27 protein-coding genes are annotated in these 26,073 nt (G+C 32.0%); 8 read left to right on the forward strand and 19 right to left on the reverse strand.

The window, feature by feature from the left end; all coding sequences use genetic code 11:
- Positions 1-278 precede the first annotated feature (278 nt).
- The 17 genes from CYP51_RS07290 to CYP51_RS10080 all read right to left on the reverse strand — a co-directional run bounded on the left by CYP51_RS07290 (position 279) and on the right by CYP51_RS10080 (position 19,035).
- Positions 279-3,134 (reverse strand): type VI secretion system Vgr family protein, encoded by a 2,856-nt coding sequence (locus CYP51_RS07290; RefSeq protein ID WP_180997751.1) that lies wholly within the window; start codon positions 3,132-3,134, stop codon positions 279-281.
- Positions 3,134-3,679, reverse strand: coding sequence for a hypothetical protein (locus CYP51_RS07295; RefSeq protein ID WP_258032820.1), 546 nt, complete (start codon positions 3,677-3,679; stop codon positions 3,134-3,136). Before CYP51_RS07295 ends, CYP51_RS07290 begins: the two co-directional genes overlap by 1 nt.
- On the reverse strand, positions 3,676-4,167 hold the full coding sequence (locus CYP51_RS07300; protein WP_180997539.1) for a hypothetical protein: 492 nt from the start codon (positions 4,165-4,167) through the stop codon (positions 3,676-3,678). Before CYP51_RS07300 ends, CYP51_RS07295 begins: the two co-directional genes overlap by 4 nt.
- Before the next feature lie 182 nt (positions 4,168-4,349).
- Positions 4,350-4,871, reverse strand: coding sequence for an Hcp family type VI secretion system effector (locus tag CYP51_RS07305; protein WP_054195925.1), 522 nt, complete (start codon positions 4,869-4,871; stop codon positions 4,350-4,352).
- Positions 4,872-4,936: 65 nt separating this feature from the next.
- Positions 4,937-5,857, reverse strand: a complete 921-nt coding sequence (locus tag CYP51_RS07310) for a hypothetical protein (RefSeq protein ID WP_103624938.1) — start codon at positions 5,855-5,857, stop codon at positions 4,937-4,939.
- Positions 5,858-5,866: 9 nt separating this feature from the next.
- Positions 5,867-9,355, reverse strand: coding sequence for a type VI secretion system membrane subunit TssM (gene tssM, locus CYP51_RS07315; protein ID WP_103624939.1), 3,489 nt, complete (start codon positions 9,353-9,355; stop codon positions 5,867-5,869).
- Between the two features lie 78 nt (positions 9,356-9,433).
- Positions 9,434-10,330 carry a type VI secretion system baseplate subunit TssG gene (locus CYP51_RS07320; protein WP_103624940.1) on the reverse strand — a complete coding sequence of 299 codons (897 nt, stop codon included), beginning with the start codon at positions 10,328-10,330 and terminating at the stop codon, positions 9,434-9,436.
- Positions 10,327-12,045: a type VI secretion system baseplate subunit TssF gene (gene tssF, locus CYP51_RS07325; protein ID WP_103624941.1), complete on the reverse strand. Its 1,719-nt coding sequence runs from the start codon at positions 12,043-12,045 to the stop codon at positions 10,327-10,329. The genes CYP51_RS07320 and tssF overlap by 4 nt, the downstream gene beginning before the upstream one ends.
- Positions 12,045-12,434, reverse strand: coding sequence for a type VI secretion system baseplate subunit TssE (locus CYP51_RS07330; RefSeq protein ID WP_103624942.1), 390 nt, complete (start codon positions 12,432-12,434; stop codon positions 12,045-12,047). The genes tssF and CYP51_RS07330 overlap by 1 nt, the downstream gene beginning before the upstream one ends.
- Before the next feature lie 7 nt (positions 12,435-12,441).
- The gene (gene tssC, locus CYP51_RS07335; RefSeq protein WP_103624943.1) at positions 12,442-13,890 is read right to left on the reverse strand and encodes a type VI secretion system contractile sheath large subunit; all 1,449 of its coding nucleotides are present in this window, start codon (positions 13,888-13,890) and stop codon (positions 12,442-12,444) included.
- 2 nt (positions 13,891-13,892) lie between these two features.
- Positions 13,893-14,378, reverse strand: a complete 486-nt coding sequence (gene tssB, locus CYP51_RS07340) for a type VI secretion system contractile sheath small subunit (RefSeq protein ID WP_054195918.1) — start codon at positions 14,376-14,378, stop codon at positions 13,893-13,895.
- A 78-nt stretch (positions 14,379-14,456) separates the two neighbouring features.
- Entirely contained in the window at positions 14,457-15,731 is a 1,275-nt protein-coding gene (locus tag CYP51_RS07345; RefSeq protein WP_103624944.1) for a type VI secretion system domain-containing protein, read from the reverse strand.
- On the reverse strand, positions 15,732-16,496 hold the full coding sequence (icmH, locus tag CYP51_RS07350; protein WP_085658354.1) for a type IVB secretion system protein IcmH/DotU: 765 nt from the start codon (positions 16,494-16,496) through the stop codon (positions 15,732-15,734).
- Positions 16,497-16,504: 8 nt separating this feature from the next.
- Positions 16,505-17,899, reverse strand: a complete 1,395-nt coding sequence (gene tssK, locus CYP51_RS07355; protein ID WP_103624945.1) for a type VI secretion system baseplate subunit TssK — start codon at positions 17,897-17,899, stop codon at positions 16,505-16,507.
- 1 nt (position 17,900) lies between these two features.
- Positions 17,901-18,368 carry a type VI secretion system lipoprotein TssJ gene (gene tssJ, locus CYP51_RS07360; protein ID WP_103624946.1) on the reverse strand — a complete coding sequence of 156 codons (468 nt, stop codon included), beginning with the start codon at positions 18,366-18,368 and terminating at the stop codon, positions 17,901-17,903.
- A gap of 110 nt (positions 18,369-18,478) precedes the next feature.
- Complete coding sequence (locus CYP51_RS10075; protein ID WP_258032821.1) at positions 18,479-18,676, reverse strand: hypothetical protein; 198 nt, start codon at positions 18,674-18,676, stop codon at positions 18,479-18,481.
- An 11-nt stretch (positions 18,677-18,687) separates the two neighbouring features.
- The gene (locus CYP51_RS10080; protein WP_180997569.1) at positions 18,688-19,035 is read right to left on the reverse strand and encodes a hypothetical protein; all 348 of its coding nucleotides are present in this window, start codon (positions 19,033-19,035) and stop codon (positions 18,688-18,690) included.
- 1,318 nt (positions 19,036-20,353) lie between these two features.
- Here CYP51_RS10080 and CYP51_RS09840 point away from each other — a divergent pair.
- Positions 20,354-20,515: a hypothetical protein gene (locus CYP51_RS09840; protein WP_180997752.1), complete on the forward strand. Its 162-nt coding sequence runs from the start codon at positions 20,354-20,356 to the stop codon at positions 20,513-20,515.
- Positions 20,516-20,559: 44 nt separating this feature from the next.
- Here CYP51_RS09840 and CYP51_RS07375 read toward each other — a convergent pair whose 3' ends face one another.
- A complete protein-coding gene (locus CYP51_RS07375) occupies positions 20,560-20,916 on the reverse strand; it encodes a HicB family protein (protein WP_103624947.1) in 357 nt (118 codons plus the stop codon).
- Positions 20,916-21,140: a type II toxin-antitoxin system HicA family toxin gene (locus tag CYP51_RS07380; RefSeq protein ID WP_103624948.1), complete on the reverse strand. Its 225-nt coding sequence runs from the start codon at positions 21,138-21,140 to the stop codon at positions 20,916-20,918. The genes CYP51_RS07375 and CYP51_RS07380 overlap by 1 nt, the downstream gene beginning before the upstream one ends.
- Positions 21,141-21,702: 562 nt before the next feature.
- Here CYP51_RS07380 and CYP51_RS07385 point away from each other — a divergent pair.
- From CYP51_RS07385 to CYP51_RS07415, 7 genes are all read left to right on the forward strand, one after another.
- Positions 21,703-22,197 (forward strand): hypothetical protein, encoded by a 495-nt coding sequence (locus tag CYP51_RS07385; protein ID WP_103559578.1) that lies wholly within the window; start codon positions 21,703-21,705, stop codon positions 22,195-22,197.
- A 373-nt stretch (positions 22,198-22,570) separates the two neighbouring features.
- Positions 22,571-22,909 (forward strand): hypothetical protein, encoded by a 339-nt coding sequence (locus CYP51_RS07390; RefSeq protein ID WP_103559577.1) that lies wholly within the window; start codon positions 22,571-22,573, stop codon positions 22,907-22,909.
- Positions 22,910-22,992: 83 nt separating this feature from the next.
- Positions 22,993-23,265, forward strand: a complete 273-nt coding sequence (locus CYP51_RS07395; protein WP_103624949.1) for a hypothetical protein — start codon at positions 22,993-22,995, stop codon at positions 23,263-23,265.
- Between the two features lie 298 nt (positions 23,266-23,563).
- A complete protein-coding gene (locus CYP51_RS07400; protein WP_103559575.1) occupies positions 23,564-23,803 on the forward strand; it encodes a hypothetical protein in 240 nt (79 codons plus the stop codon).
- Between the two features lies 1 nt (position 23,804).
- Positions 23,805-24,089, forward strand: coding sequence for a type II toxin-antitoxin system RelE/ParE family toxin (locus CYP51_RS07405; RefSeq protein ID WP_103624950.1), 285 nt, complete (start codon positions 23,805-23,807; stop codon positions 24,087-24,089).
- A 288-nt stretch (positions 24,090-24,377) separates the two neighbouring features.
- The gene (locus CYP51_RS07410) at positions 24,378-24,719 is read left to right on the forward strand and encodes a Cj0814 family flagellar-dependent secreted protein (RefSeq protein WP_141089687.1); all 342 of its coding nucleotides are present in this window, start codon (positions 24,378-24,380) and stop codon (positions 24,717-24,719) included.
- A 116-nt stretch (positions 24,720-24,835) separates the two neighbouring features.
- On the forward strand, positions 24,836-25,936 hold the full coding sequence (locus CYP51_RS07415) for a hypothetical protein (RefSeq protein ID WP_103624952.1): 1,101 nt from the start codon (positions 24,836-24,838) through the stop codon (positions 25,934-25,936).
- Positions 25,937-26,073: the final 137 nt, after the last annotated feature.

Consider the following 26,073-nt stretch of genomic DNA (forward strand, 5'->3'; position numbering starts at 1 on the left):
TCCTCCGTTTACGCTTTTAACTACTCCGGCTTCTTTAGCCATCATATTCTCCTTATTGTTTATAGTATTTAAAATTCTGAATGAATTATATAAATTTTAAAAGGGTTTGTCTATTGTACTGGGGTACAATGTTGAAAAATTTGTGTGGCTAGCTTTTATCGTAGCCCTAAAATTTAGCCTTTGCTTTTAAAATTCTTAGCATTAGTTTTAGTAGAGATTGATTTTATTTAAAAATTTAAAGACCTACTAAAATACAAAGTAAGTCTTTAAATATGATCTTATAAAGCCTTTATATCTCCACCAATAACTCTTAACCCTCTACTATCAAATATCGCCTTTACGCCAGCTACTTCTATCACGACGCTTGATCCTTCTATCGTTACTTTTGTGCTACCTACTTGATGGATTATCTTATCTTTAGCATTTACCTCATAAGTCGTCTCTATATTGCTAAATTTTGAATCAGCAATCTCTGTGTACTGGGCAGCTGTTTTTGTTGTGAAATTTGACTTAGCATTTATATCAATGTAGCTATTTGCCTGAAGCACAATATGCTCGTTACTAAATTCATTTATACCTTTTTGTGAATTTAGCTTATAGCCACCATCTATGTTCTGCTCTTTTGTACCCTTTACCTCTTTCATCTCATCATTATGTATGGTCGTATTAAGATTTGATTTTACTTCTACAAATTTATCATGTCCTACAAATTCATGACTATCTTGACCTACTCTTGTATTGTTATCAACAGCTACGTTTAGCGTATTTGAGACACCAACTACTGTATCTTTTGAAAGTCCAACTGTTGTTAGATACTCAGCTCCCACATTTACATTTTTTGCCAGATCTATCGTCTGGATGTGGGCTTTTTTTACTCGTTCGGTATAAATTCCATGTACTTGTGAGCTTTTATCATTTAGTATTGTTTGAGAAAAGTCGTTATTTACAAGCTCGTCATAGTCCTTTTCTGCTTTTACATAAATTTGCTCTTTATTTTTTAAATTTGATAAAGTGATCTCGTTTATACCGGTCTCATTTGCACCAATTGTTTTTGAGCTAAGAGATGTTTGGTGATAGTTACTGTCCACATTTACAAGTGGCGTATTTGAAGCATTATATAGGCTACCACTTATTACTGGGTTGTCTATGTCATTTTGTAAAAAAGAGATGATAACCTCATCGCCGATCCTTGGTATGGCAAAAAATCCTGAGCTATTGCTAGCAATAGGCGTTATCACTCTTAGATAAGCACTCTTGTGATAGCTTGCGTTGATAGCGTCGTCTTTATCGATTATCTCTTGTGTACTAAAAGCATTTAACCTCACCTTTACCCTACCATAGCTATCAGTATGGATCGTGTTATTTTGGCTGTTTAGTCCATCTTGACCGACTACAAGACCTAGCGTGATGTCTGGTGCTTTTGGCTTTTGCTTGTAGCTTGGGATAAATTTTACACTACTTGGGATGATGCTTATCTCATTTGTGTATGAGCTTATAAATTTTTTATCTTTAAATGGGACATTGTCGCCTAAATTTAAAGTATTTTCTAAAACGCTCTCATCAATATAAGTATGCTTTAAAGCTATTATTTTAAACTCATATTCACCCTTGCTAGCGTCAATGGCTACCGAGATATTGTCATTTAAATTTAGTGCAAATACATTTGAACTAGCGGTAAATTCTTTTAAAAGCATATCACTTCTTAGTTTCTTAAGATAGGTGCTAACTTCAAGCAAGCTAGTGTCACTAAATGAATATTCATCTAAATTTATATGCTTGTCATAGATATTTACCTGCTCGTCAAATATCTTTTCATTTTTACTCTCTAGCACATTTGGATAAGCTGTATTTTGAAAAGAGTGCGTAAAGCTATTTGCCTTTAGCGTCTCGCTCTTTGTTATTTTATTTATGTGTTCTGTTGCTAGATTATTATTCAAATTTACATTAAAGCTTACTTTTCTAGCTTCCTTGCCACTACTTGTATCGCTTGAAGTAAAATTTTCATTTTGATTGCTATAAGCTAGTATAAATGTATCATGAAAATAAATTTTTTCATTGTCTTCATAAAAATATATACCACTATCATGACAAAGCCTTGTTATGAAAGCTAGATCACTCTCATTGTACTGGGCTATAAATTCTCTTTTGTTGTAGTTATTTTTGATATTTGAGAAGTCTAGCTCTTTGGTTAGTCTTTGTTTATTAAAAGCCAAAATATCCTTTACTACTTCTAAAATGCTCTGGTCTGTATAAATTCTATTTGCTCTATTTATGCTTAGTCTATATAGTGGCGAAGTTAGCTTAAATTTAAAGAAGTATTTTTTATCTATATTTGTACTAGTCTCATCATCTACGCCAAGATACTCTACATCGCTTACTATTCCACTAAAGTGCATATCGTTTGAGCTACCATCTGGAACGATGTTTTTATTTGTTGAAGACGGCCTTTTTATGATTAGCTTTATACTTTTATCAAGATATTTATATATGCTTGAGTAACTTTTATCGTTATTGTAGATGGTGTCTAAATTTTCATAAAGCGGGTTTTTCACTAAATTTATATAAGCAAAGCACTCTATGCTAAATATACTTTCTAAATTTTCATAAATATCTGCACGTGTAACGATAAATTTATCGTTTGACTCGTTTGCTATCTGAAGAGTCGAGAAGGTATCGTTAGATATGCCGTAGTCCACAAAGCCGTCTGTTGCCACTGAATTGCTAGATGCTAGCATGACAGGCTTAGTCAGTGATGATGTTGGTGATGTTAAATTTTTGTCCATTTGTTGCTCTTTCAATCTTTTTTCGTTTTCTTCTTCTTGTTGTAATGCTTTTTCAAACATTTCAATATCGGTGTCAGTGAGGTTACGATAGTTTTTAAACCACTCTATTTGATCCATTTGCTTAGCACTTTTAAATTCCCTGTAATGTATATTATTAATAGTATCCACACCTGATTTCACTAAATCAACGACCTCATTACATGTTCCACAACCTAAAGCACCAAACGCTTTCCCAGTACTATCAATAGCATTTTTAGCTCTTGTATATTTATCTTGCTCGCTAAAGTCTTCTAAATTTGTATTATCGTTTTTTATATCAAGTTTCTTTTTATTTATATTAAAGAAATCCATTATTTTTTCCAACTATTAAGTAAATTATCTAAATCTTTTTCATCATTTATGAGTTTCAAAATGTATTTTAAATATTTGTAATCTTTAGGGTCTTGTCCGTATTGTAGTTGCTTTTTAATTAATTTAAATTTTTCTTCTTTAAATTCTTTATATTTTTTAGTTTTTATAAAATCTAGTAGCTCCTTGCTAGGTGTTTTACTCTCAAATCCAACTCCATTATCTTGAAAAAAGAATAAAAATTCTGATCCCATAGAAAAAGCTAATCTACCATTTGGCTTTGTGCCTTTATCTAAAAGGTCATCAAAAGTCTTAAATTTTTTCATTAAAAAGGCGATTTCTAATAAATTTGGCTCATATCTAAGTTCATTACTTTTAAAAGTTATATTCGCATCACAATTAAACTTGTCTATATAGTAATCTATGATTTTAATGGTATTTCCATCACTTACATTTTTATCAAATATAGCAGCGAACATATCCGTACAATTTGCTTCGTGTGAATATAAAGATGTTATGAGAAATATGATTATTGCCAATTGCTTCATTGCGCTAATTCCTTTTGAGTTCCATTCTTTAATAAATTATCTAAATCTTTTTCATCTCCTACTATCTTTAATATAACTCTCAAATAACCATAATGATAAGGATCTTGCCCATGATCTAATAGTTTTTTGATTAATTTAAATTTCTCTTCTTTAAATTCTTTATATTTCGATGTTTTTATAAATTCTAATAGCCCAGGGCTTGCTTTTTTATTGTCTATACCAACACCATTTTCCCTAAAGAAAAATAAAAAGCTCATTCCTATGGATGTTGTCAAGCTAGTATTGGCGTATGTGCCTTTTTCCAAAAGAGTATCAAAAGTTTTTGTTTTATTTGCATCATAAGCATATTCTAATAGATTTGGTCTTATTGAAAGATCAGGAATTCTTATAGTCATATTAGCATCACACCCAAGCTCATCTATATAGTATTCTAAGCATTTAGAAGTATTCTCATTGTTCGTATTTTTATCAAAGATCACAGCAAACATATTTAAACAATTTGCTTCGTGTGAATATAAAGATGTTATGAGAAATATGATTATAACTAGGTGTTTCATATCGCATTTCACATATCATATTAATTTAAAAGATAAAGATAAAAAGGGCTCATCTGTGTCCTTCTAGCTAGAAGATGATTTTATTAACCCTAGGGGTAAACCCTAGGTTGGTTTTAAGCTTTTTTAGTAGCTTCTCTCCAGTCATCGCTTCCGCTTGTACCTGCAGCTACGTGCTCCCAAACTATCTTTCTATAGTTCATTGAAACTTTGAAAAGCTCTGTTTTGTCGCTGTTTAGCTTGTCTTGAGCATTTGGACTTACTAGAGTAATATCTGTTATAGTTGCATCTTCTAGTTTTGTAGTAAAGAAATGCTCCGCACCACCACTAGTTGATGTTCTATACCAATAGATCTCAACCTCTGGAAGTCTTTCACCTTGTGTTAAAGCATTGTAAAGAAGTGGAACAGCTTTATTTAGTGATGTAGTAAAACTAAATGGCTTATGCACTCTTTGGCCTGATGGTTGGCCACTTTGTGGATCTGTTGGAACTGTTACTATATGAGAAACCTCTTGAGCCATAATCTCATCTTCGTGACCTGACTGATAGCGATTACCTATACTAGCTTCTGTTGAAGCACCACTTGAAATAAGTCCTTGTGTAGAACCTTTCACTTTAATATACACTGGTTGTGACATATTTACTCCTATTAAAAAGTTTGGATTATTCTATCTTTTATTTACTTTCTATTTTATTAAAAACATTACTTTTTTAACATATAGCTTTGAAGAGCTTTATGCAATAGATAATTAAACGCTTCCTTATCTTCCTTAGTACTTTTTAATACGGCTCCTGAAAGATATTTAAAAAATGAGTTATTCTCGACTATATCATACATTTGGCTATATAGCTCTTTGCATATAAGCTTAACCAAAACCGTATTTATTAGTTCTGTCGAGTCACTAAGAGGAAGAGTTTTCATGATTGTTTCCATATCTTTTGTATTTAAAGTCCTAGTCTGCTCACTTATAGGGCTCATATTTGGTTGCAATTTTATACTCTCAACTATCTTTGTCAAAAGCTCATCCATGCTTTTTGCAGTTAGCATATTTTGATTATTTGCATTTTCTTCTTCATCAAAATTTTGAGCTATCTCATTTAAATTTAAAACTGCATCGTGCGCATTTTCATTTAAAGTGATATCTTTTTTATCATTTATTAATGAGTTTATCTTTGGTTCTTCTTTAAAATCAACATTTGAAATTTTACCAACTGGCTCAAAATGTTTATCATCAAGTTTGTCAAAATTTTTCGTATTTTCTATTATCTTATGGGCTTTTCCTATATATTCATCAATCCTAGAAGGATCTATAAATATAAATTTTAACTCCCCTATCCTAAAGACATCACCCAAATTTATGACGCTCTCATAGTCATCTGGAAGCTTTGAATATGAATCACTATAAAAAATTTCACAATCTTTATAGCCACAAATTGTAAAAACCCCCTCTTCAAATCCAACATGAGCGTGTTTTGGTGCGATTGAATCGCTCATATCATTACAAGAAAATTTTGTAGTGTCTAGTGAGCCTATATCACCGCCATTTTCATCAAAAATGATAAATTGAGCTGAAAAGCTTGACGCTTTATCGTAATTTTGTATAATTGCTGCTATTTGTTGCATATTTTTTCCTTAATAAAGCATCTTCTTTGGTAAATTTATCGTTGGTATGATATCCATAAGCTCTAAAAGCTCTCCTCCATTTGGTGTTACTTCAAAGCCAAAATAAGAATCTCTTCTACCATCAAAATTAAGTGTACTAACGCCAACGCTACTAAAGTTTGAAGCTTTTAATATCTTATACCAGCCCCATTCTCCATCAAAGCTTAGCTCTTTTCTCTCACTTCCAGTACTTGAAACTGCATTGAATTTAAACTGTGTTGATATATCAAAATTTTTACTTGAAACTATCAAATTTGAGGCAATTGTATGATCATAAGTCAAAGAGTTATTAGAATAGCTAATATTTATATGGCTAAAATTTGCCGATAAATCGACAGCTTTTAAATTATAATTTAATTTTAGCTCATCATTTGAATCAAGCATTAAATTTGAAATTCTGTCTATATAGGCGATATTTTTAAGGAAATCCCTACTAAACCTTAGCTCTTTTGCATATTTTGGTCTTATTTTATAACCATCAGCGGTTTTACTTAAGATTTGTTTTAAATATCTATCATAAAAGCTATTCCAAGTTCCGTTTTTGCCAAAGAATCTTTTAAATTCTTCTGTGCTAACAGCCTTTGGAGATTGTTCATTAAATGGATAAAATGGCTTGATAAGACTTTCAAAATCATCAAAAACATCATCTCTATATGCTGTTGATAAAAGCACCGAAGCACCATTTTCTACTTGTTTCCATGCAAGTGTCGATAACTTTTGATAATATTCATTTAACTCATCTGGAAGCTTCTTAGCATCATTATTTAAGACAACAAATGGATCGTTTTCGTTTTTTATGCCATTTATTGCATAAACTATTTTATCATCGTTGCTTTGAAGCATTTCAAAGTTATAGTCACTAACTTTTTTATAAACGCTTGTTACATCGTTGCTTATAATATCCAGCAAGTCATTAGAATTTAACGTATGATAATTAGTAAATTTAGCACTAAAATCACTGAAAACACGCTTTATCTCACTTGAAGCAAATCCTAGAGAGTAGATATATTTTAGTAAATTCTCATCATTTAAATTTGTATTTTGATTAGTTAATTTTATTAAAGAATTTAAAGGATTTTCTCTCTTTGACAAGATATCAAGCTCTTCTATGACCTCTTTTTTTGTGCTAAATTCATTTGGCTCTATTTCTCTTAAAATTTGGCTCCACTTATCAGCATAATTTTGCAAATAAAGCTCTATTACAGCAATACTTAACTCTTTCTTATCATTTGAGCTAATATCTTTTAAAGAAGAATTTGTCTCCATTAGCCAAGATTCTATTCCAGCTGTTTGATCTATGTTTGAGCTAAGCTTTGATAAGAAATCTCTTAAATTTTCTTTTGTATAAATTTTATTAAATGGCTTAAATGCTTCTTTCTCTTGGACTACCGTATATAAATTTTCAACATCTTTTTTAATATCATAAAAAGATTTATCGTCTTTGAATGATATGAACTCAAGTATATAGTAGAGCCTTTGTGCTCTTTGGACAGGTGATAGTCTCGTATTTGCTATACTTTGAGCAACTGTATCTGCAGTTATGTTTAAATTTTCTGCTTTTAAAATAGCCTCAATATGGGCTAAAAATTCATCTTTTGCAACGCCATATTTTTCAAATTTATCCCAGTTTGTGCTAATCCAAATTTTAAATAAATCCACATTTGTATAATCTTTGTCAAAGAGCGAATCATACATATAAAATGCTTTTATTAGCTTATCTGGATCAATTTCATTTTTTAGTATATTTTCCATCTCAGTTAAAACTGTATTTTTGAAAAAATCAGCATTTAAATCATAGTAAAGTGCTTTAACTGGAGTGAAGCCTTTATAAGAAGTATCTAGTGTTATATACTCAAATTTAGTATCGCCGCTAAAGATTCTTGGATAGTCATTTAGACTTTGTTTTAGTAAATTTAGAAGCTCAATCTTTTGTGTTGGAGAGAGATCCTTGTATTTTTTACCATCAAGGTATGAAGAAATTTTATTTGCATTATTTATAGCATTTTGCTCTTTTATGTTTTTGGTATCTAGAATAAAACTAGAGCCTAAATATACTCCGGCACAAAGTATGGCTACTAAAACAAAATTTGCAAATTTTGTAAATCTATTTTGAGCACCAAATTTATTTAAGTTGGCTTTAAAAGCTATCTCTTTTAAAAATGATTTTACAAAATAGCTTTGTTTACTATAGTTATTTACTACTCTTAAAAGTGGTTTTTTGATGTTATATCTATCGCAAATAGTGTTTGTAAGGTAGTTTATAGGTATATTTTCTTGATAAGCACTGACGAAATAAATTCCATTTATGGTTGAGCTATTTTTAAGTGCATTTTGAGAGCTTAGCTTCGTTACAAAATCTTTCACTAAAGCAAAAAAATTATCAAGTTGTTTTAAAAAGAGATATGAACGTTTTTTATCTTCCAATAAATGCGAAATCGAGTTCTTACTCATGAGATGTTTAAATAGTGACTCGCTTAGGTTTTTTAGTTCAGTTTCTAGTGATTGTTTTGAGAAATTTGGATCTAAGTTTATTCCTAGAGCTTTATTTGCCACATCTTCATTGAAAAGCCTAAAATAATCTCCCATGCCATCTATTAAGTCAAGTTTGCTAAAAACAATATAAATAGGGAATTTAATATTTAGATATTTCTCACAATCATTAACCCTTTTTATCATATATCTAATTAATTCATCAAAATATTCTTGCGTGCCTTCAAGGAATTTTTTAGTATCTATGATTAAAACCGCACCACTTAATCTAGCGTTAAAATCATTTCGTTTTAAAAAGTGTAAAAATTCACTCCAGATACTTTTTTTAAGCAAGTAATCCCTATTTTTATCCACATCATCTTCAGGAAGCTCTTCAGTAGCTGTTGGCTGATATAAGCTCTCTTGTGCAAAATGTATACCCTCAGTATCTAAAAGTGCACCAAATTTTGAAATGTAAAGATTAAAGTTTGTTGTACTTTTGTGTATTTTTTTATAAGTATCTAAACTATCAGATAGTGGAAATTCAATATTTGAATAGTTTATAAACGCGCTCTTTCCAGCACCTTCGTTACCCATTATCATTATCAAAGGCAATTTTTTAAAATTTATATCTTTTTTCCATGTTGTTTTGGCATCTTTCAAAGAAAGCATAAAATTTCTTTTTGCCTTACCAAAACTATCCATAGACTCTTTTTTGATCTCTTTTAGCTTGTTATTTTTTTCATCTTTTTGAGATGCTAGATAGTGCATTAATGGCTTGATTAAAACAAAAAATAAAATAACTGCCCAAAATGCAATTAATATAGTGACTCTTGAACTTATACTAGCGAAGCTATATACATCGTTAAAAGCTATAAGTGGAGCGTAAAGCCAAAATAAGATGCTTAATGCAATAGAAGCTACCAAAATGGTACTGTGTTTAAATCTAAAAAAGACAAAAAATCTTCTTAGGTAATCGATAAATGCCATTGATGCACATCCTTTTACAAATAAATATATTTCTTTAATGTAATAATAACAAATATTTTAGATTTTATATCTGAAAATTTAAGAGCAGAGCCTAAATTTTATAAAATTTGACATATTTTTATTACTTTTAAGCCTTGCACCAAGGCCTATTTTACTATAACTTTCATCCATTCCAAGCTTTAATTGCATCTTTGGAGAATAGTTTATTTTTATGTATAAATCGGCAACAAATTCATTGTTTGTAAAAAAAATAAGAGTATCTTGAAGCTCTTTAAATTTTCTTCTTTTTGGGAAAAAATCAATAGCTTCTTCATAATCTATGCCATTTATATAAACTGCTATTTTAGTTTGTTTCTCAAAAAGCTTTTTACCAAGTATAAAATTTCTGCCCAAAGTCCTATTTTTAATACCAAGTAAATTTAAATTTGAAGGAGATATAAAAATTTGATTTGGTAGATTTTCTAGCAAAAATAGTTTATTTTTTAAATTAAAATGACGCTGCAATGCAAACTCAATCTCTCTTTTAGGCCTTCTTTGGCTAATGATAAGCGGAGAAAATGGTAAGAATTTTTTTGCTAATTTTTTATTGCTTATGTTTAATATATCCAATAAAATCTTTGAAATTTTATCATCAAGCTCTTTTTCAAAGGATCTTGCATAATTTTTCAGACTAATGCTATCAAAGAAAAGCCAAAGCAAGTAATTGTCAAAAAAGTCAAAAAATTTCTCGAAATTATTATCGCTACTCTTTGAAATCTTCTCCAAAATATAACTTGTAAGATGCGAGCCACTCCCCAAAAGACCCATAAAATTTACGACGATTTTTAATACATCCTCTTTATTTAAGCTTTCAAGTTCATTAATCGGATAGGCAAAACTTGGGCTATTTTTTAAAAAAATATCTCTTCTATCGTGGTGCTTTAGGCAGTTTTTTACTAACTTAAAAAAAGAAGCATGATTTAGTTCTTTGTTCATATTAATTTTTTTGTACCACCTAAAAAGTCATAATTAAGCAAAATTTTACTCTTTATACACTTTATTTTAAGCTCACAAAATGAATTAATTGATGCAAATTTTGATAAAAATTTAGCCAAATTTATACCTAAAGTATATACATTTCCAATACTCTCAAATTCGCTTTCATCTATATAGAATATGCATAGTAACCCTCTTTTTGCAAAGCCTTGGTCAACTCTATAAATTTGCTTCGTTTTTATATCATAAAGCGAGTTTGCAAATTTTTTAAAAAACTCATCATCTGGTGTGCTAAAGGTATTAAGAAGTGCTAAAAAAGAGCCCTTCTCTAGTATGCTTTGATAGCTAAAAGATAATATGCTAACTAGTTTCCAAAGAAGATTTCCATCTATTTTTACTCGCTTTACACTAGTTGGAATGGTTAAATTTTTAGTTGTTACACCTTGATGGGATAACACTCTATCTATCTCGCCAAGTTTTAGCTTGCAAGGTAAATCACCATTGCAGCAAAGTGCATCTATGCTAATGGTTTGATCTTTAGAGTCGCCTTTAAAAAAGGAAATTTCTTTATAAGAGTTTAGTTTTATATCTGTTTTATTGCTGACAAAATAATAATCTTTTGCTCGCTCATCATTTAAAAATTCAAATCTCTCAAAGCTTTTATAGTTTTTTAATATCCTTTTTTCATTATTACTACTATGAGCGACCACCTTATTTATTGAAACGATTTCATAAGCATCGATATTTGAGCGATCTAGAAAAATTCTATATTCGCTTCGTCTATTGTTATTCAAAATAGGCTCGGCACTCATTGCAAATAAATTTATTGCAGGCGTAACAAAAAGAGAAAAATACTCTAACCTTGGCACATATCCACTTGGCATATCTTTTGAAAATATGAATTTAATATTAAAGCTTTTTGTAGAAAAATTTTTAAGAAAGCTAAGGCCGTTTAATCGCACAAAATTTAACTTTGAAGGAAAAAATGATAGCTCTTTTAAAAGCTCAAACGCTTCAAATCCAAACTCATCACTCTTTATCAAACGCTCATCAAACTCATCTAAACTAAGTTTATCAGAGCTTAACTTTATCTCTTGATCGCTATCTTCAAAACTTATTGTAATAAATTTCAGGTAATTTTTTAGCCACATTAAGAGCGTAGAAGAGAAGTAAACATTATCTCCAAGATATAAATTTAAAAAGTCTATATCAAGTTCTTTAGTGCTAAGCTCGTCCTTTGTAACGCTTATATTTAAATTTAGAAGATAATCGCTCTTATTGTTTGACATAAAAGCTTTTGTTATCTTTAAGGGAAGCAAATTTATGTCAAAGAGTGTTTGAAATTTGCACGTTATGCCATTGATCTGCTTTGACTCAACTATACTTCCTTTTGGTATAAATTCTTTTACCCCAGAGAAGTCATCTCTTAAGGTAAATTCTTGCATACAAACTGATGGAAAAGGATTTGTATAGCTTGGCATTAATATATTTACCAAAGACTCAGCGATTAGCGGGATATTTTCGTCTAGTTCTTGCCTGATCCTAGATGTTAAAATAGCCATATTTTCTATTATGCTCTCAACATCAGGATCTTTGCTTTTAGTATCTAAAAAGGGTGCTACTTTTGGAAAATTTTTAATAAAAAGGGCTCTTGTTTCATCAAGATATGCTATCTCTTTTTGAAAATAAGCTAGATTATTTTCATTATAATCCATTATAAAATCTCACAATATCTATTGTTTTTAAAAATAACTTTTAGCAAATACTCTTTGAAATTATCGTTTTTATGCTTGTAATTTATATTAAAGATGATACGCCAAGGCTTTAGTGAGTCATCGTATCCGATAGATGTTACTTCTATTCTATTCTCATTTGAGCTGATTAGTTCATATATTGCCATACCAAGTTTATGACCAAGCTCATTTATCTCAACACCCATCGACCAAAGATCAATAATACTATCATTTAATCGGCCGTAGTTACCAAGCCTAGAGTTTAAAATAGTATCAATGTGATCTTTTATGTCGCTGTCTAGATCTTTAAAATATGGACGTGGTTTTGATTCGTCGCTAAATTCATATAAAATTTTATCTATCAGCGACATAGTAAGCTTACTCTTTGTCTAGTTTTCCGACCAAAGAAAGCTCGAAATTTGCTCCCATAAATTTAAAGTGAGGTCTAGCCAAAAGCTCTATTTTATACCATCCAGGCTCGCCGGCTATATCACTGACAATTACTTTTGCACTTCTAAATGGTCTTCTACTTCTAACATCTGCTGGTGGGTTTTCCTGATCTGAGATGTATTGTCTTAGCCATTCATTTAAGCCGCGCTCAACATCACTACGCTCTTTCCATGTACCTATCTCTTCTCTTTGAAGCACTTTTAGATAATGAGCCAAACGAGAGATTAAGAATACATAAGGTAGTTGAGTTCCGAGTCTGAAATTTGTCTCAGCAGCTTTACCTTCTGGAGTATTTGGGAAAATTTTAGGTTTTAACGCAGAGTTTGCTGAGAAAAATGCAGCATTATTACTATCTCTTCTTAAAGTAAGAGCGATAAATCCATTTTCTGAAAGTTCAAATTCTCTTCTATCTGTGATCAAAACTTCGGTTGGAATTTTTGTTTGGACGCTTCCATAGTTTTCATAAGTATAAGTTGGAAGATCTTTTACGGCACCGCCACCTTTTGGCCCAATAATATTGCCGCACCATCTATAATCAGCAAAACTATCTGTAAGCCTTGTAGCAAACGCATAAGCTCCATTACCCCAAAGCATATCACCGTGATTATTTACAGTTTCTCTATAATTAAAGCTCTTTATAGGGTTATCTTCTGGCACATAAGGAGATCTTGTAAGAAATCTATTTACCATACAACCTGTATATTTTGCATCTTCATTTTCTCTAAAAGTTCTCCATCTTGTATATTGTGGGCCTTCTAGCATGCTTTTTAGATCTTTTATATTTTCAAGCTCACCAAAATTATCAAGTCCGAAAAATTTAGCAGAAAGAGATGTAAGAAGCGGTGAATGGCTCATTGCAGCAATTGATGACATTTTATTTAAAAAAGTCATATCTTGATTTGATTTATCTAGCTCATAATCAGCCACTATCGCACCAACTGGCTCGCCACCAAATTGTCCATATTCAGCTGAATAAATTTGTTTATAAAGTGTACTTTGAGTTATATCTAGATTATTTTCAAAATCATCTAAAATTTCTTCTTTTGTGGCGTCCAAAAGATCAATTTTTACATTTTCATTAAAATTTGTTCTCTCAACCAAAAACCTGATTCCACGCCAAGTTGATTCTAGCTCTTGAAAAGATTTATTGTGTAAAATTTCATCCATTTGAGCAGATAAAAGGGTATCAATGTGAGCTATCATCTCATCAAGTGCGAGCTTATTTATTTTATCTTCAGCATTATTTGTTGTGATTATATTTGAAATAAACTCAGCAACTCCTTGCTTTACAACACTATAACTCTCGTCATCTTTTGAATATTTACTCCTTTGCATTATGCTTTCAATGATAGGAGTTTTAACTTTAGTTTCAGACATTTTTATTCCTTATCTTGTTCGTCTTTAATCTCTAAAAGAAGTTGTTTTCTACTATCTTCATCTTTTATAGCTTCTAAAACCGCTTTTCTAAAATCAGGCATATTGCCCATAGGACCTTTTAGTGCAACTAAAGCTTTTCTAAGCTGCAAGAGTTTTTTTAGTTCAGGGATTTGATTTATAATATTATCTGGATTAAAATCATGGATGCTCTCAAAATCAAGGTCAATATTTAAATCTTCATTGTTAGAATTTAGCTTATTTTTTACAGAGAAATTTGTATGAATATCTAAGCTTTTCATAACCTGATCAAAATTTATTTTATTGATAGAAATTACTTCACGATCTTCAAGTGGAGTTTGGTTTTCACCAGTTAAATTTGCAACTACCATAAGTTTTAATGGGAGCTCTACATCAGCCTCTTGGTCATTTGTCTTAGTTTTATAAACTATATTTATGCGTTCTTTTGGTGGGATTAGATTATCTGCCATAGTAACATCCTTTTTTCATAAATGATTTAAGAATTATATTTAAATAAAATTAAAGGTGATTTAAAAAAACATATTTTATCACACAAATGTTTTTGCCTTTATATATATGTCTGATAAATAATCTTTAAGCTCGGTATTTTCTATAAAATTAACTATTTGTGCATAGGTAGCTTTTGCATTATTATTCATACCTTGAGTAGTAAAAATTTTTGATAATTCAAGCATAAAATTAAGCTCGCTTTGGGCACTTGAAGCATGCTTGCTTTTGTCTAGTTCTTTTATTAGATCTTCAAAACTCATATCTTTTTTATTATCATTGCTGGAAGTAAATTCCAAAGAGTTGCTTTTAATAAAAAATTTATTTACATCTTCACTAAAAAAAGCTTCTCCGCTTTGAAATTTGAGCTTTTTTATATCTGGAAATTTATCAATAAAATTTAAAACCATATCACAAATAAGATCACTTTGCCTTGCAAGTCCAGCACTATTTAAAAACTCACAAAATATCTTAATGCCTTCTATCCAAAATGGGTTAAGTGCTAAATTTCTTATAAATTTTTCTAAATTGTCAAGATTTAGTTCGTTACTTTTTTTAAAAAGCATAATTAGATTTTCATCAGGATAACGTATCTGTGTTATTTGATCGCTACTTGATGGAAGCGCCTTTATTCTGCCCCACATTGCTTCAAAAATTAAAGCATAAGCGGTAAAATTTTTAATATCACTCCTTAAAAGCATTAGTGATAAATTTATAAAATATTCCCTAAATTCTCTATCATTAAATGTACTAATGTCATTGCTACTAAATGAAACGCTTTGATGGTAAATTGGCTCAGTTTTAGTAATGACTTTTGGCTCTTTGGCTTTTAAAATTTCTTCTTTTTTTTCTTCTATATAAAGCGTATCAAAATGTGTGCCAAGCTCTTGCGAAAGCTCAGGCACAAGATCATTAAACGCTTTTGCGTCAGCTTGATCCAAAGCTTTATCATTAGCTTGCGTAAAAAGCTCTATTGTTTGAGCTATTATCTTTTTTTTAGCAGGTAGTTGTTTTTCATTTTTTGCAAGTAAATTTGGCTCTTTTTTTAAAATAGATAGAAAAAAGGCAAAAGCTTTTATAAGCGTCTTAAAAGCCTCTTTGTCATTTAAATTTATAGCAGAAATCGCTAAGAAATTTAAAAGCTTGGCGTCAAGACTAAATTCACTTAATACCTTTAAAGATGAGCTAAATACATAATCCCACTTTATGCTATCATGCATCAAAGTTTTATACTTTGACATTTCATCAGTTAAACTAATATAAAGCTCATTCTCTAAAAAATCTTCATTAAATTTATTACAAAAATTATCTTGCACTTACTTGTTATCCATAAAATTCTCTATCTTATTATTTAGGACACTATCGTTTCTGATATTGTTTTGATCCATAGAATATGTACTATATAAAAATGCAGCTGCAATCATAGCAATGGCTAGTAAAATGAAATAAAATTTTAAACGCTTTAGCGAAAATACCTCAAGAAAGCTTTTCTTTGTCTGTTTTAAGTAACTCTTTTCAAATACATTTTCATCGGCCTTTATGAGCGGAGAAACGGCTGCAGCTATATTTTCACAAAGATAAGAAATTTTTTCATTGCAATCTTCTTGTGTTTCATATTTTCCTTTATAGCCAAGCACCAAACAAGCATATATAAATTCTAAGAAATCTTTATTTTTGCCAACATTTTCAAACCACTTATCCATAATGCCAAAGAATTTATTTCCACCTAGATTTTCATTAAAAAATCTTGTTGTCAGTGTATTATTTGCCCAAAAGCTGTTCATAAAAATTTCATTTTTTAGCAAGCTCTCATCTATAAAAACACAAAGGCAATATCTAAGTCTAATAATATCGTCTTCCTCGTAAATGCCTAGATTTGATATCTTTGAAGTAGTGCTTAAGATATCGTTTATCAATTTTTCACGTAAATTTGCCATTTCACTTTGTGAAAAATTTTGTAATTTTGAAACCCTATTTGCCAAAAGAAGCAATGGTAACACATGATCTAGTGCAAGATTTGTGCCAAGGCCTAAAAGATTTGTTTGACTTAAAACTGAGGTTTCATTTTGATTTTCGTTCATTTTTATCCTTATAATAAAGCCCACATTTTAATGTCAGCATTTGGTAAATTTGCCGTTATATAAACGCTAATCACATTTTGATTTGCAAAGCTTTTAAAAATTTCATCTTTTTTGTCTATCTTGTAATAGATATAATCGTTTAACTTCGGTAAAGTACTAGGAACAACAGAAATTTGCTCTACGTTTATACCTCTTAGCTGTGAAGAAACTATGCCTTTTATATTTGATTGAGTATGGATTTTGCATTGCGCTTTGAAATTTTTAAGAAGATACTCATTTTTTGTATCGCTGTGAATAGCAAAATAAATTTCTGAGTTTTCAATAATGCTTGGATTATCAAAAATACAGTCATAAAAGCCGTGATTATTTTTAACAATTTGCGCCATTATATATTTTGGAGATAAGATATGTGAGAATAAAAGTCTTAGATTATTTATCAAAGGCACAAATGTTTGAGTTAGATTATTGTGATCGTAGGCTATAAATTCGCTAAAACTATTATCGTGACTAAGTGCCAACAGATCAGCCTGAAAATCAACTAATTTTTCATACAAATACTCTGGGTGAAATTTATCTTTCTTTAGTAAATAAGAGAACATTAAATGCCATTTTTTTAGCATATTTAGTGTTAAATACGTTGAAAAATCAAGTCTATTTTTAGCTTGATCAACACCTCCTAACAACCCAAAATAACTCTCTTGATGTTGCTTTGTAGCAAAGCTAAGCTCCTCTATAAAATTTGTTATGAAGGTGTTTTTACTGATGTCAATACAAGTTGGAATAAATTTTTCGTCAAGTGTTATTTGCTTATTTAGGTCTATATTTTTTATTTTACAAATTGGTATGCTAAGCTCGTAAGGCATCTTTGAGCCAAATACTCCAAGAGACGATCTTTGGCTTGCTAGGATTAGATTTTCTTTATCTTGTGTAAAGGCCGAAGATAGCTCAAAATCATCTTTATCATCTAACTCGCTTAGTATATCGTTGCTAGCTTCATCATGCACTCTTGAGCTGATAAGCACTTGCTTGGCTGTAAATTTTAGATTTGGTAAATTATTTTGCAAGCTAATATCAACCAGACCTGAGCTAATAGGTAGTTTTAACACTATAATGGCTGAGTTTAACTCACTTGGGCTTATCTCAAGTGGCACTGGTAATTCATCTTGATCTGGCGCGTTAAAAATAGTGCCATCTTGAGAGATACAAGAAATTTTAGTTAGCCCTATTTTGCCTTGAAGCAAAAGATCGCTTGAAATTTCTAAATCTAAAACACCGTATAAATTTGAAAAAGAAGAGATGGTTTTTAGGTTTAAATTTCTCTCAAAATATCTTTCTTGTTGCTCGAAATGAACCTTATCAACGTTCATTCCGTTATACCAAACGACTTTTAGCTTTTCAGACATTTTATTTGCTTGCTTGTATTTTAGAGCTACTAGCGTCTAAAATATTTACGCCATTTTTTGTTATCTCAAAAACTATATTTTTTTCTTTTATCTCTTTTGTAGCCTTGTAAGCCTTGATATTTGTCTTGCTCTGATCAGCATAAAGTACCAAAATACCAACATACGGAACTTCATCAGGATATACATTTGTAAAAGCATATCTATTTGTATTTGGCTGAATTTGTGTTTTTATAGAGTCAATCTTATCATAGCCTAGTATTTCACCATTTTTCTCGGCTAGATCGATAATGCTAGCTTCTTTAAATTTAGCCACATCTCTTAATTTATAAGCTATGATAGTTATAGGAACATTATCGCCATGATAGTTTAAATTTGAATTTGGCATATTGCTTATAATAAGATCTTTTGCACATCCTGCAAGAAATAGCATAAATACTAAAAAAGATAGAAATTTAAATATTTTTTTCATGAGTTCCTTTACCTGATTTTAATAATATTATTTTTGCGTAATTATATCTAAAAATTTAGATGATGCTCATTTTAAAATTAATGTTCTTAAATAAAACTTTTATATTTGCTCTAATCCTTTATATTATGCTCTTTTGCATAGCTTAGTATCTTTTGCCTAAGATCTTCGGGAAAGCTTTCTCTATACATTACTGGTGTTAGAGGGTTTAACTTTTTATCTAATTTACCAGCTTCATATAGTCTTGTTAGCTCTTCTGGTGTGTTATAGTATGGTGCATTTGGATATCCCTCTGGTGGGGTTAGGGACATTATTTTGGATTCTAGGAGGGTAGAGTCGATAAAAAAGTAAGTGTTCTATCATCCCAATCTTCAGGAAAACCGGGAAATTCTAGCCTATCCTGGAATTTAGGTAATTCACTTTTTACATATTTCATAAATTCCTCCCTTGCAGTCTCATTAGCATCAAAGTCTCTAGGATCTAGCAGCTCGTCTTTATCTTCTACAAGCTCTCTTAGATCTTTATATAAAGAATTATCTGGCATTGCTGCCACCCCATCTCTATTAAAATCCATCACAAAGTAATTACCTACTATTTCATCTAGATAAGGCATCATACCATATTCATCTAGTGGAGGATTGCTGGCTAATTTTCTAAATTCTTTAGCCATTTATAAATTTTTGTTTAAACCTGCCAGGAGGTAGAATATTCAAACAATTTACCTAAAATTCTAAGGCTTACTAAGAAAATTCTTTGATATCATCTTGTAGCATTATAACCAACCCACATTATAAATACAAATATAGCTTGCATCAAAAAGATACCCCCTATTGTGACGTCCATTTCTTTAAAATTCTTTTTTGAAAAGTTGCTCTTTTTATGCCGTTTTTTATCATAAAATATACATTTGTAAGTATGATTAATGTTGCTGTGGCATCAACATAGTATTTTCTAAAGAAGCAAACTAATATCCTTAAACAAATAAGTAAAAATGCTACAACAGCAATTGATGCTAAAAATTGAAGAACACCCTTTTTCATTTTTATCATCTTTATTATTTTTATTATTTTTATTATTTTTATTATTTTTACTGCTCATACTATCTACAACTACCTGTGTTATTCCGGTAAATTGCCCCATTAGTAAAAATAAAAAATAATGAACACGAGAGTTAAGAGAAATTTTAGTAAAACATAGATACAAAATAACCATTTAAATATAGTATATTTGATATTACTTATCATAAATAATAATTGATAAATTGCACCAGTAGTTCAACAGTAGCAATATAAAGTTAAATATTATAGTAAATATTTTTCTAAATATAATACAAATATGTTATATTTTAAACTCTAGTTTTCAAAGCCATTTCTATATTTTCCCTTAGCCATAATTTAAACGCCTCATTTGTCGCAAAAAGCTTATAAAGCTCAAACTCTTTTTTCTATTTTTATTTATCACTTCGTCTATTATTTTTGCGATAGCGAGTCTTCTGTTGATTTCATCTGTATTTTTCTCGTAATTCTCCTCAAAATCCTTATGTGCTTTTACTTTATCCATAATGTGTATAAATTTAACCCTCTGCTCATCAGGCGTAGCGTCCCAGCGCTTAAACCACTTCTCATTAAAATTTCTTATTATCTCATCTAGCGGATCTTTTTCTCATCATCTGCGTGAGCGCCTCTTAAATTTGGATTTTGCGGCTCTAACTCCGCCTCGCTACACTTATAGGCTAAATCTTAGCTCTAACAAAATCGAACGCGATAACGGAAGCAGACTTAAATTTAACCCCGATATGTCTATATAAAACAGATGGCGGCTACAGCAAAGAAGGCGTATTTGTAGGATTTTTAAAGAATTTTAAACCAAAAGCTAGCGATAGCGGGGAAACCGAGCTTACCGATCAAATAAAAACCTACTCAATACTCAATATAGAACAAAGTAAAAAAGATATAGACTTCATAAAAAGAGTAAATGGCGGAAACGATATGGCTAGAGACAGAATTATGCAAGAAGAAATGACAATAGCCGAACTCTTGAGATATAGACCAGGCAAGACAAACCAAATTTTAAGCGATAAAGACAGAGAGAAATATGTTAAGACCATAAAAGAGAGAGTAAACGCTCTTACGTCGATGACCTCCCTTTAAGATAGTTACAAAGGTCGTCTATACGGCGGCCTGCTCCGTACTCTTTATTGCACTGCTAGCGTCTTTTTAGCTAGTTCGCTAAGCCATGCCGAGCGGTTATTCGTAACTGCATCGATTGCATTTAAAACGCCTTTGGGTATAGTTAAATTTATGCGGACTTTGACGTTTTCGTCGATAGGCTCATAGATGCTTTCGCCGTTTTTAAGAGCCCCTTCGACATAGCAAGCAAACGCTTCTTTTAGATCCGCTATCGCTTCGGCTTCGGTAGCTCCCCAGCCGGCCATTAGATTATTTTTAGTTAGTCCTATATCTGCGTACTGAGCAAAATAATCGCCATCGTCCAGTCTTTTGATTGTGATCGTGTACGGCAAGTTTAAATAATAGTTCAAGTCTTTTTTCATCATGACTCCCTTATCTTTACTAAGATCTGTAAAACATAGATCTCTTTAATCGGCTTATGGTATGGTATGACTACCGTGTCGCTGCCTTTTTTAAATTTATGGTGCGAGCCTTTAACGTGATCTAATTCGTATCCGTGATTTAATAACAGGCACTTAACATCGTCAAAGCTTGCATTTTTAGGATTATTTTCAAGTTTTTTGATTAATTTATCAAGACTCGACACGCCGCCCCCCCCTTTTTTTTATGTTTTATACTTACTATTATACATACTATTTTTTATAGGATGCTTAATAGCCATATAGTAAACTTGTTATTAATCCTAAATATTTTTAAATTTTATTCGATATACAAGCAAGGCTTTTAAAAGGATTTAAATGATAAACAGTTCAAACAATGTCTCGTTTTTAAAGCTACCAGATATAGATATCGCAAGAGTAAATAAAACCCAATCTTAAAAGAGACCGTCAAGGTTGGCGACGAAAGTATGACTTCGGCGGAATACCTAAATAGACAAGCGCAAATAGAATATAGGGCAAAAGGCTTTTTAAGGGCTCAGTCAAGCGGTATTATCTCAAAAATGCGCGTAAATAATATTATGGGATATTAACTATAGCGATACCATAAACAAAGACGGCTCGCTTAAGAAAACCTATGCAGGAAACCTATTAAACAGAAACAACGGTTTAGACTATCACTATAGCTCGAATCCAACTTTAGTAGGGGATTTTGCTAAATACGACTTTACGTATCTTGATTCAAGATACTCGGTTAAAGAAGAGCAGAGGGTGGATAGCGTAGTAAGTGATCATAATGCGCTAAAAGAGATTAAACAAAAATATGGAGTTGATACCTCAAATGCCTATCTCAACGGCTCCCTTAGGGGCGAGAGATACTTTCAAGGTATAAATGCGGATCCTCACTCGATCAATATGTCTTTCATAGATCAAAGCGGGTATCTTGAGAATACCAAATCATCAAATTTAAACTCTTACGCATCTTCAAGTACCCTGCATACTAAATACGGCTACGTAGAGGTATTTTTGGATCTATACGGCGATAACGATAAGTTGGGTATTGGAAAACTCACTAGCAATGCTTTGCTTTTTAGCTTCGACAGTAACGGCGACGGAATTTTAAATAGCTCCGATAAGCTATTCTCAAAGCTCAAGGTCAGAGGACACGATAAGGACAGCAACGAAAAGATAGCAAATTTAAGCGATGTAGCATCAGATATCGATTTGACTAAATTTATAAATTCAGATATCGTTAACTGGAATTAAAAAAGAAGAGATATCATCAACTCCGAATCTCTTGCCAATAACGATATGAGAAATTTCGTAGATACTACAAACATAGATCATAGGATATCTTACTACTCTTCAAACCCCTACACCGTATTTGAGCCGGAGAGTAGATACAAAAAAGCGGAAGCCGATAATATTAAGAACTTCTTTGATGCATACGCAGATAAAGACGGCTGGGTAGACATAAGAAACAATAACGTATTTATAAAAATAGCCCATTAATAACTTTGCCTATGAAAAGGCTGGATTTGACGGAAAGCTAAAGTTTAGCGATTTTAATCCTATAATAAATTCTGATACTCCTAAAGATAAAGACTTCTCTTATAACGGATATCAAAGAAGCAGCTCTATGAAATTCTACGACGATTATAACAAAGAGCTTGACGCCAGCAACAAAGATATAGAGTGGCTAAGCAAGAACTTAAAAGACTATAACGTAGAAAATGCAGATGAGCTAATATCAAAATTATCACAGAGTAAGTCCGCCTATATGGTAGCTATGGAAAATGAATTTGAGGCTTCTGCCAGATTAAAATTTAGCGAGGAGAATTTAGAAAAAGTTAGGTGTGCTTTTGAAACCGATATTGATAGGGCGGCGTCATCATTACGAGACAGCGATAGCATAATAGCTATGAAGCTAAACGATAACGGATATATAACCTTAAATTTGATAGCGGTAGAGAAATAGAAGTAACGGAGCTGTATTCTGATACGGGTAAGCTTTTAGGAGATAAAACCAGAAGGGCAAGCCTAAATTTAGAAACTAAAGTCATGAGCGACACCGAGCTTGGCTCTATAAGCTTTAATAATATAGGCATACTAGATACTGACGGCAAATATAAGACGCTCCAGGAAATAGGGGCTAGCGCTATAAAATCCTTTTCTGTTAAGCATGGAAAACAATTTTTGATATACCTGGGGGATAATAAAACATTAATGGCGAAGGATCTATACAATATTTCGTTTTTAAATAACGAGCTTGGCAAGGACGCTAATGTGAGTGAGAAGGATAGATTCTACAAGAAGATAGATGTAAGGGTTTAGGAATATGGCCAGATAGTCAGCCTATTTGTCTATATGTTTGGATATCAAATTTCTAGACACTTGATTTTTGCTGACGTCTTTTTCTTTGCCATCTTTGGTTAAAAGCTCCATCTCGTTATCCGGTAGATACGTCGCCGCCTGATAAGTAGGCGGATTTTCCGAGAAAACATATGAAAGATATTAAGCTGAGTCTAAACACACAAAAGGTATAAGTATAAATTTAGAGATTGATCATTAGAAAAAACGTCAGTCATTAAAAAGGGTGCGATATAATGACGATAAACACAAGGAGTAAGAAATGATAACTTCAATAAATATCCAAACCGCAAACCATAGCATTGTAGAAGCTATTAGAGCTATTATTGCGCTAGATCCTGAAACAACCATTGCTTACGACAATGAAGATTATCTAAGTCAAGCCGATCAGCAAGATTTAAATAAACTAGTAGAGGCCGATAAGCGCGGGGAGCTAAAATACCAAGCCTTTGACGAATTTAAAACCGAGATGAGATCCTACCTAAAAAACAAAGGCGCTTAAAGTGGAAATTATCTTAAGCGAACAATTCAAGGAAGAAATTAAAAGTATTTTAGATTTTTATGCGGATAGAAGCAAGAGCGAGAAGACGGCAAACGATTTTCTTGAGGGCTTATTTGAAAAAATCGAAAGCTTATCTACTTTTGCTTACCGATTTAGAAAAAATCAATACTTTCACAAAGACAATATAAGGGATCTAATTTTCAAAGGATACGTTATTCCTTTTATAATCGAAGACGACACCATAAAGATCCTATCAATCTACAAGCATAATCTACCAAAATTTTAAGGTCTAAAATTTAGACCTGACTTGAGTAGTATAGTCTTTTTCTCAAAGACCATTGCGCAGATATCGCGAATTATGGGAAATAAATTTTGCCTATCCTTCTTTAAATTTATTTTTAAGAAGGATAGGCTGTGAACGTTTCCGCTACTAAGATAAATTATTCGTAGATGCTATCCAAAGCTCAAGAAAAGAAGCAAGCCAAAACGCAGGACGTTAGCTTCGCAAATCTTATTCAAAACACTTGTGCGTCTGGTGCTACCGCATTTAAAACATACGATCTGACGTCAAGTGGTGCGCAAGATCAAAAATTTAAACTCATTAAAATTTGACTCAAATTTGGCTTACGGATACTCGGTGGATAATCTCGACTATATGGGTAGCCACTTTAACAAAGCAGCCAGACTTCCCAAAAATTTCAAAATCCACAAAAGCTCTATCGACGAGATAGTGAGGTTTAACGATAAGACTTATTTGTTTACGCCCTCGCCGGATCAAAAACCCTTTGAAAATATCGACTTAGCCAATACTACAAGCTGTTTAACGCAGTCGTCCCTGAAGGTAAAGAAACGTATAGCCAAAACGCCTAGAAAAGCTAATCGAGCAAGAAAAGCGAACGCAAAAGATGCTGGGTAAAAACAGAAAATACGACAAAGAGCTAGAGCAAAATACTAGAAAAAATTTAGAAGAACTTGAGGCGATAATGAAATTTAACGCTAAGGGTGTGGATATAAAGGCTTAAAAGGATTAATATGATAAGCGGTATAAACGGATTTAACGCAAACGTAAATTATGATTTTAGTAGCGCTCACGAGCGAAATTTAAAAGCACGCGAGGGGAAAGAGGCTATAAATTTAACCTCAAATTCGGCGCCGTCTCGATCAAATTTGACCGAACCTATTAATTATGACGCTCTTGATCCAGAAAAACTAGACCGAGATCAGCTCAAAATTTGGGCGGAAAATGTAGATCCAGGGAAGCTAACGGGTAAAAACTTAAGCAAATGGCTGGGAATAAAAATGGGGTTTGAAAAGTTTGAAGACAGCTGGCGTAAAGAGCTTGGTCTAAATCCGAACGAGCCAGTAGCCATAAGGAGGATATTTTCGCTAAGCGGCTACACTAAGGACGATAAAATCAGAGTATGGGGCAAGATAAACGGGCTTGATCCAAGCGTGAATAAGAGCGAGGTCGCCGAGCTAAAAAAGTTCATAGACAGCACTAAAGCTTTAGCGGCGAACGAGGGGCTAGCCGGATATAAAAACTTAAACATCGACGATATTCGCACGGATTTAGGCGGCGTAGGAACTGGATTTATGCCGGGATTTGTTATGCTGCGAGAGATCACCGACTTGCTCGACTCCGATATGGACATAGATAAATTTAAAGATAAATGGCTCGAATTTACCGCCGAAAAGATACTAGGGGATCACGCAAACGTCAAGATCTCACTCAAAGATGGAAAGCTAAATTTTGATCAAACGCCCGAAAAAGTCAGGCTAAGATCTCTTAATCGGCCGCTTGAAAAAAGAGTGAGCTACGCAGACGAAGCAACTAAAAAAGAGTTTTTAAATTTCTTAAAAGACGCGTTTAAAAAAGGCGAGAGTATCGGAGACGTGCTACAAAATATAGCTCTAAAAGAGGGTACGGCAAGCGATCAAGCTCCTAAAGAAACGCCAGAAGAGAAGAAATTTAAGCCTATCCAAGCCACTAGTAAAAGCAAAACCTACGAGGATAAGGATATTAGACGCGAATTTTTCGAGAATTTCCTGAAAGCCGAACAAGAAAAGGGGATGGATATAATGGAAATACTGCGCAAAGTGAGCAAGATTGGCAAGACGGATATTATCGCATAATGCCCAAAATCCATGTGCGAGTAAAGGTTTAAAAAGCATTTCAAATAAATATTTCGCCGGGCTTGGCGTATCGAGCGCTTACGTGGCAAGTGCCTATACGAACAAAAAGCGTACAACTTGGATGAAGTTACGCAAGC

Origin of the sequence: Campylobacter concisus, from assembly GCF_002912895.1 — a bacterium.
GTDB classification, from domain to species: Bacteria; Campylobacterota; Campylobacteria; order Campylobacterales; family Campylobacteraceae; genus Campylobacter_A; species Campylobacter_A concisus_G.